General features: G+C 43.0%; 6 protein-coding genes. 1 reads left to right on the forward strand and 5 read right to left on the reverse strand.

The genetic code is table 11. The features are described 5' to 3' along the window. Positions 1–280 precede the first annotated feature (280 nt). Positions 281–1,630, forward strand: coding sequence for an NADP-specific glutamate dehydrogenase (gene gdhA / locus HGJ91_RS13040; RefSeq protein ID WP_291348251.1), 1,350 nt, complete (start codon positions 281–283; stop codon positions 1,628–1,630). Between the two features lie 62 nt (positions 1,631–1,692). Here gdhA and HGJ91_RS13045 read toward each other — a convergent pair whose 3' ends face one another. The 5 genes from HGJ91_RS13045 to HGJ91_RS13065 all read right to left on the reverse strand — a co-directional run bounded on the left by HGJ91_RS13045 (position 1,693) and on the right by HGJ91_RS13065 (position 7,872). Beyond that, positions 1,693–2,100 carry a hypothetical protein gene (locus tag HGJ91_RS13045; RefSeq protein WP_291348252.1) on the reverse strand — a complete coding sequence of 136 codons (408 nt, stop codon included), beginning with the start codon at positions 2,098–2,100 and terminating at the stop codon, positions 1,693–1,695. 10 nt (positions 2,101–2,110) lie between these two features. Then, positions 2,111–3,739, reverse strand: a complete 1,629-nt coding sequence (locus tag HGJ91_RS13050) for a hypothetical protein (protein WP_291348253.1) — start codon at positions 3,737–3,739, stop codon at positions 2,111–2,113. Further along, entirely contained in the window at positions 3,739–4,089 is a 351-nt protein-coding gene (locus HGJ91_RS13055; RefSeq protein ID WP_291348254.1) for a cupin domain-containing protein, read from the reverse strand. Before HGJ91_RS13055 ends, HGJ91_RS13050 begins: the two co-directional genes overlap by 1 nt. Before the next feature lie 104 nt (positions 4,090–4,193). Next, positions 4,194–6,680 carry a helix-turn-helix domain-containing protein gene (locus HGJ91_RS13060; protein WP_291348255.1) on the reverse strand — a complete coding sequence of 829 codons (2,487 nt, stop codon included), beginning with the start codon at positions 6,678–6,680 and terminating at the stop codon, positions 4,194–4,196. Between the two features lie 187 nt (positions 6,681–6,867). Beyond that, positions 6,868–7,872 (reverse strand): thioredoxin family protein, encoded by a 1,005-nt coding sequence (locus tag HGJ91_RS13065; RefSeq protein WP_291348256.1) that lies wholly within the window; start codon positions 7,870–7,872, stop codon positions 6,868–6,870. Positions 7,873–8,085: the final 213 nt, after the last annotated feature.

The raw sequence follows: 8,085 nt of genomic DNA on the forward strand, positions 1-8,085 counted from the left end.
CCTTGTGTCATATTTGTTTCACCTCGTTGATGATAGGTTTGTTTTGTCAAAATCATTCTATCCGCTTGATTCATCAAGCGCAACGAGGTTTTTTGTTTTTTTTGATGGTGGATTGGGGTGGGGGAAAATATGAATAAAAATAGAAAGTTAAGCGGAATTGGCTATTAATAAACAATGTTTTTTTTTAAAAAAATAGATTCTGGTTGACGATAGATATAGTAGAGTATAGCCTACAAAATTGTGAAATACGCTAAAATTGATTTTAAACAGGAGAAAGAAAATGGATATAATAATAGATATTGTTAATACGAGAGATCCGTTTGAGAAAGAATTTCATCAGGCGGTAACAGAAGTTGCTAAATCGGTAAAACCGGTTCTGGATAAAAATCCTGAATACCGGCATGCCGGGATTGTGGAAAGGATGATTGAGCCGGAACGCATGATTCAGTTCAGGATTCCCTGGGTGGATGATCGGGGCATAGTTCGGGTTAACAGGGGATTTAGAATCCAGATGAACTCTGCCATTGGACCTTATAAGGGAGGCTTGCGGTTCCATCCTTCCGTCAATCTTTCCATCATGAAATTTCTTGCCTTTGAACAGACATTTAAAAATGCATTGACCACACTCCCCATTGGTGGTGGAAAAGGTGGCTCAGACTTTGATCCCAAGGGCAAATCAGATAATGAAGTTATGAGATTCTGCCAGAGCTTTATGTCCGAACTTTTCCGTCATATAGGTCCTGATACGGACATTCCTGCAGGAGATATCGGTGTCGGAGCAAGAGAAATCGGGTATCTTTTCGGTATGTGTAAAAAATTGAAGAATGAATTTACAAGTGTTCTGACCGGAAAAAGTCTTAACTGGGGCGGAAGTCTGATAAGGCCGGAAGCAACCGGATATGGTGCAGTCTTTTTTGCCAAGGAAATGCTGGCAACCCGGAAAGAAAGCATTACGGGAAAAGTCTGCCTGGTATCCGGTTCCGGTAATGTGGCCCAGTATACTGTTGAAAAATTAAACCAGATGGGAGCAAAGGTTGTCGTACTTTCTGATACTTCCGGATACATTTATGATGAAAAAGGGATAGATGAAGCCAAACTCCAGTATGTTATGTACCTGAAAAATGTAAAACGCGGCAGAATTAAAGAATATGCACAAAAATATCCGGAATCCGTGTATACAGCCCGTAATGCTGGATCTGGTCACAATCCGCTCTGGAATCATAAAGCAGACTGTGCTTTCCCAAGTGCCACCCAGAATGAAATCAATGCCAAAGATGCCCAGAATCTGATAAATAACGGCGTGTATGTGGTCAGCGAGGGAGCGAACATGCCGACCACGCCGGAAGGTGTTGATATCTTTCTTGACAATAAAATTCTCTACGCACCGGGCAAGGCCGCCAATGCCGGCGGTGTTGCAGTATCCGGGCTTGAAATGTCCCAGAATGCAATGAAAATTAAATGGCCCCGTGAAGAAGTGGAAACCAAACTCATGGCCATCATGAAAAGCATTCATGAGGCATGTCTTTCTGCTTCACAAGAATATGGAACCCCTGGCAACTATGTCAATGGTGCCAATATTGCCGGATTTATTAAAGTGGCGGATGCAATGATGGATCAAGGTGTGGTTTAGTTTCCTTTGATTTTTTAGCAGAATAAAACCAAAAGGCCGGTTCAATTTTTCAACCGGCCTTTTTACATATCAGCAATATAGGGTTTGATCATTTTTAGTTCGTTGGGCCTGATGGGCCGCCAGGATATGGAATAAAGAGTTCCAGAGGCCAGTTGCCGGTCAGGGTTCAGCACAGCCACCCTGATCTTGCCGTCCAGTTCAATCCATAGAGTTTTATCAATATTCAGATCATATTCTTTTGATATTTTCTGGGCAAAATTGTGGATATAGTTTCTTAGGGATATATTCATAGTCGCCGGGATACTTGCATTTTTAAGGATGACGGCGAAGGGAATGAGGTAAGTGATCCCGGTATCCTCTATTTTCAGTTTAACAATTCTCACGTGGTATGATCCCGGCCACCAGGAAATGGGTTTTTCCCCTGAAGTGCTTTTCCCATCCCATTCATAAATAAAATCATGCAGAATCATTTTGTATTCCTTAATTTATAAGGGTTTTTATTGCCATTCGGCAGGCATGGGCAAAATCCTCGGGATAACATCCGCTGATCCATCTTAACTGGGCTTCGGAAAAAGTGTCTGGTGCATAGGGAAGCCTTGGAATGAATGAATATAGCAGGTGTTGATCACAATTTTTGGAATCAAACCGCTTTGAAAACTCAATAGAGGTCACCATTTGTGCGCCAAGGGATTCAAGGGTTTTTACAGCGGTCAGAATAGCCCGGTCCAGAGATTGCCGCATGTTTATATCTGCTTCAATAATGTTACCGCAAGCGGTTTTGGGCATAAGCTGCAGTTCCCACTCACAGATCTGCGCCTTGGGTACAAATAATATCGTGTGGCCATCTTCCATCAGGATAAGGGAGGATTCTCCAATCTTTGCCCCATCTGTTCTTGTATTATTTTTGATGGCAGTCAAATAGTTGCCGAAAAAATTTTTTCCTGTAGCTTTCCTGTATTGCCTGGTAAAATCACTGATCAGGTCACCACAGGAAAAGGAAGGTATCTTCCGGCCCAAAGAGGTTTGAACATGCTTCGGGGTCATGGCGTTTTGCTGGTGGATCATTTGATGGGAAGCATGAAGCCTGTGGCCGGACTGTGCATATCCATATCCAAAGTTCCACCCCCACAGGGTATTATCAAATTCCAGGGAAGGGCCGGGGTTTTGTTTAAGTTTTGTCTGTATTTTATTCCTGAGATCTTCAAGTCCGCTTTGAGTAAGGCATTCTTTTTTGTCAGGCAAGAAAATACCAAGCCCTGATGCAAGTCTTACAAATATACGCTGGTAGTATAAATGACGGATACCTTTCATATCTTCAAGACAAAGATCCTGAGTGCTGTACCGGATGGCATCGTTTGCCATATTGGATGCAAAATGCCCCCAGGGGATATAAGAATTTCGTCTTAAATATTCAAATACATGGGTGTTCCCATCTTCAGAAAGATATTCCCCGGTGATTTCATTGTTCCCCTGAACGCCGGGTTTCAATACCAGTGTGTTTTTGTAGTCATTCGGAAGGGACTGGTTGTTCACAAGTACTTCAAAGAGTTCATGGTCATAGATGTCCGGGACAACCTTGTTAAGCCGGTTCTTTTTATATCCGATTCCCACGGGAGTCTGGTCTTTGGGATCAAACAGAATATGACAGGATTTTTTGGCCAGAAGCATCAGCTCTTCAGGATCTGTAGAGGCCTGGGCAAGTGCAATGAGCAAGGGATGCGGCAGGGTGTCCAGAAGAGCTGTTTTGTCTTCAGTCTTTAAGCGTTTGCTTCCTTTGGATCGTTCAAAGTTTTGAAGCAGAGAACAGGATTCAGGTGCTGAAATACGGATTTTTTCAGGAGAGGCAGCCTTTATATCGGCCCATGCAGAATTAATGTAGGTTGCTCCCCTGAACGGGAACGGATTGGCGATTTCATAGATGATGTCTGCACAGGGTTCATAAGGATCGCTTCCGGGAAAATTGACAGTGTTGTCAATCATAGTGCCGTCTTCAAGCTGCCCAAGAGATGCAAAATAGTCATGGTTTCTTAAATTTTTAACTTCAAAGCAGGGCTTGTGAACCCCCACAATAAACCGGGCATCTTTTCCCACACAGGATCTTAAGTTCATTATAATTCAGGCGCTCCTGACGGAATCAGGCAGACAAAGGTAAACGTCTCGGCAGATGTGTTTTTGAACTGGTGCTCAATATTTGCCGGAATAAATATGGCCGAGCCCTCTGAAACCGGGTACCATTTATCCTCAATCAATACCTCCCCATTGCCTGCGTGGACAAATACTTCATGCTCCCAGTCATGGGTGTGCTTTGGGGTGTGACCGTCCCTGCCCATTTCAAATAGTCTCATGCAAAAATTTTCTGCCCCGTCTTCTTTACCGATCATTACTCTGCCAGCCACGTTTTTAACCATCTCATTGTCCATGACAACCGGCAGTACATCTTTATAATTGACAACTTTCATTTGTGACTCTCCCTTTATTGGTATGGTAATTCAAGTGTTTTTAAACTGAATATGTATAAACAAAATATGCTATCAATTTATAGAATTGTCAATGAAATTGGACTTCAGGATTTTGTGGCCAGATATTTTTGAAGGGCCAGCATCATTCTGATCTCACCATATGAATAATCATCTCCTAGGACATTTTTTACTTCACTGAGAGAATTATTGTGATCAACCGCAAGTTCCTTTTCAATGGCCTGTTGTTTTTCAAGTGACAACAGCCTGTTGATATCTAATGTGCCTTTTTCCACAAAAAAGGTCAGATGGGTTTCAATAGTAAATTTTACCAGGCCTCTTTCTTCTGCAATTCCGGCAATGGTTAATCCGTTATTGAACATATCAAAGCTTGTCTGTTTTGTGGTGGAAGGCGGGCTCTCTTTTTTTGCCGGGGCACTTTTTTTTGAAAATTTTTCAGGCTCCGGCAGTACGACCTTATCTATCCCGTATTTTTTGCGATAGGCCAAAACCAGTTCAATAAGTTCTGCACCGTATTTTTCAATGGTTTTTTGGCCAACGCCGCTTATTGTTTTTAAAATAGCAATATTTTCCGGCAGGCATACAACAATCTGTATCAATACCCGTTGGTGTAAAACTCGAAAATGGGCGATCTCTTCCTTTCTGGCTTTGCTGGAACGCCAGTCCTTCAAGGTCTGGAATAACTCTGGGTGATCAATGTCTGACTCGGTGTAGGCCGGGAGCCGAGTCTTTTTTCTTTTTTCAGGGGTAAAGTCAATCTGGGCATTTGAAACAGCGTGCAGGTAACCTGAAGGTGAAAATTCTTTTTCACAGCTTTGTACACCAGACACCTTGACGGCAATTTCTTTTTTGAGATTACTCAGGGCATTGCCAATTTTTTTGCGCAGTTCAGTATTGTCTGTTTCAACGAGCAATTTTTGCACGGGCTCCCCAAAAATCACGGCAAACTTTTCCTTAAACCATGCGGAGGCTTTGCTGATTCGTTCCAAAATAACTGCATCAGATTCAGGCAGGTTGGCATCCCCAAAGATTGTGCTTAATTGACGCTTAAAATTTTCACTAACAACAAAGATATCTTTTATGGCTATTTTCTCCAGTTGCCGGATATCGGCAAGGCCTGAAACCTGTACTACTCTTTTGTTACCCGTTAAAAGCCGGGTAAGATAGTTGAGGCGGTTGCGCAATGGTTGAAAATCAAAACAATCAAGCAACAGCTGCTGCTGATAGCTGATTTTCGCTGATTGAAGCTGGTTTTGGGACGGCGGGTTTTGACTGGCGGTTTCATTAAAACGTGTTATAGCTTTGTCCGTTTCTATTCCCTTGGATGAGATGGGAGAGGTAAGCACCATGCCCTCTAAGGTTTTGCAGCGGCTTAAGGCCACGTAGACCTGGCCATGGGCAAAGGCTGCTTTGGCATCAATAATGGCCTTGTCAAATGTCAGTCCCTGGCTCTTATGGATGGTGATGGCCCAGGCAAGTTTCAAAGGGTATTGCTCAAATTTACCGATGATGTCTTCTTGGATTTCCTTATTTTCATCGTTCAAGGTATATTTGATATTTTCCCAGATGATCGGTTCCACCACGATTTTCTTGGGATCTCCAGGGCAGATAACACTGATATGGTTATCTGAAATTTTGATTACTCTTCCGATTTTACCATTGTAATAGAGTTTTTGGGCAGAAGGGTCATTGCGCACAAACATCACCTGTGCCCCTTCTTTAAGCTGGAGAAAGGCCGGGGTCGGGTAGATATGTTCCGGGAAATCTCCGGAAATTTGTGCCTTAAAATGGTGTTCTTTTCCGCTTAAAGCCTGAAGCCTGGTCTGATTCATGGAATCCGCATTGCGGTTGTGGGTGGTCAGGGTAATATAACCCTGATCTTTGCCGGGTGTGAAACCCGGAATGTAACGCCGGTTAAAGTCTGCCATGCTGGATTCATCAAGCCGGTTGTCGCGCACCCGGTTAAGCAGCTTTATGAAACCTTCGTCTGACTGGCGATAAATATGTTTCAATTCAATGGTAACCAATTCAGTGTGATCAAGAGCATTACTACTGAAAAAATAAACCGATTCATAATATTGCTGTATAAGCTGCCAGTCATCGCGCTTTGCCACTGGAGAAAGTTGATGCAGATCCCCTATCATCAGCAGCTGAACTCCACCAAAGGGCTGATTATTAAAGCGGTGACGGCGCAGCGCAGCATCCACAGCATCTAGCAGATCGGCCCGGACCATACTTATTTCATCAATCACAAGCAGATCAAGACTTTGTATAATCTGCTTTTTTTCTTTGCTGAACCTGAACTGGCGCTGCTTATTGTGTTCATATGCCTCACTGCCCGGCACAAATGGGCCAAAGGGCAGCTGAAAAAAAGAATGAAGCGTGACCCCTCCGGCATTGATAGCTGCAACACCGGTTGGGGCAGTGATAATCATCCGTTTTGCCATGTTTTTATGCAGATTATGCAGAAAGGTTGTTTTGCCGGTACCTGCCTTGCCTGTCAGAAAAATATTACGGCCCGTGTTCTGGACAAAGTCTTTGGCGAGTTGCAGTTCATGGTTTGTGGGAGACATATTTTTTTCCTGGTCATGCAAGTCCTGTGGTGTCCACCAATAAAAAAATTAGAGTAGATAGGAACTTATTTTTTGTCAAGGAAAGTATGGAAAAACATTTAAAATAAACAAGGAATATGCGGCCTAAACAATGAAGCTAAGTTGAGACCTGAAAACAAAAGTGCGAAAGATTATTGACACTACCATATCAAATTTCTTTTTCCGCAGATTTGTAATCATTTTTTGAGTCTAAAGTATCCAGAGCTTCAGTTGCCGCATCAATGAGGTCCGGATGATCAAGTTCAGGAAGTGTCGTTCGTATCCATTTTTTTGTTTCCGTGGTGCCTGTTTCTCCCAGGGCGTAGAGGATGTCTCCCTGTATGGGGATATCTTTTTTATCGAACAGGTCTATCAGGACGGGGCAAAGCGAGGCCGCAAGTTCCGAGTCGGTTTCGGAAAGTTCTTCTATAACAACCATGGCTCCCAGTCGCACTGACCATGTTTTATGGAGCAAAAGCTTAATAAAGCCGTCAAAGATTTTTCCCTTTTCACTCATCTGCCGGGCTATCCAGGAAGCATCCCCCTGTTCAAGGATTGTCTTTAATGTTTTGGCACTCAATTGTGACGGATCACGGCTGGTGATCATTTTTACAATTTCCCGGGCGGGAACACTTCCGGTCCATCTGAAATCATCATCAAGGATTAGGCAGGGTGCTGACATGACACCATCTTTTTGTGCGGTTTCGGGAAACAGACTGCCGTCAATGATATGGAGGTGAATGTTTTTACAATAGAGAGCCAATGGCATCACTGTTCTGACCACATTGGGGCAATGGGGGCACTGCAGGGCAATATAGAGTTTTAACCGGACCGGGATGTCTATTGTATCAAGGATTTGCCGGATGGGTTCGGAAAGCACAGGGCTGTTGCCATTTATTTGTGACAGGGCTTCAAGAAAGGGTTCAAGTTCTTTTTCAAGGGGAAGCGCTGAATAGGTGATATTCTCTTTTAGCAGGAAACACGGCAGGGTTTTTTTGCTTTTTTCGGCTTTGATGACCAGGCTGGATGCCATGCCCGACAACCGATCGGCAAAATTTATAAATTGATTTTCTTCGGCATGGGCTGTGGTAAGCTGCTTGATTTTGATTTGATTTTCTATGGTTTGATTCCAATTTTGGATCAATGTTGTTGAGCGAGGGTTAAATATTGGCATAATGTATTCTCTTTATGGTTAAAGGATTTTATTCTGAAAAATGTTCATTGCAAGCCCTTTTGTTTTTATTATTGGGGGTTGTTTATTACTCTTTACCCCAATCCACCATCAAAAAAAACAAAAAACCTCGTTGCGCTTGATGAATCAAGCGGATAGAATGATTTTGACAAAACAAACCTATCATCAACGAGGTGAAACAAATATGACACAAGG

It is taken from the genome of Desulfobacula sp. (genome assembly GCF_014237455.1).
Classification (GTDB): Bacteria; Desulfobacterota; Desulfobacteria; order Desulfobacterales; family Desulfobacteraceae; genus Desulfobacula.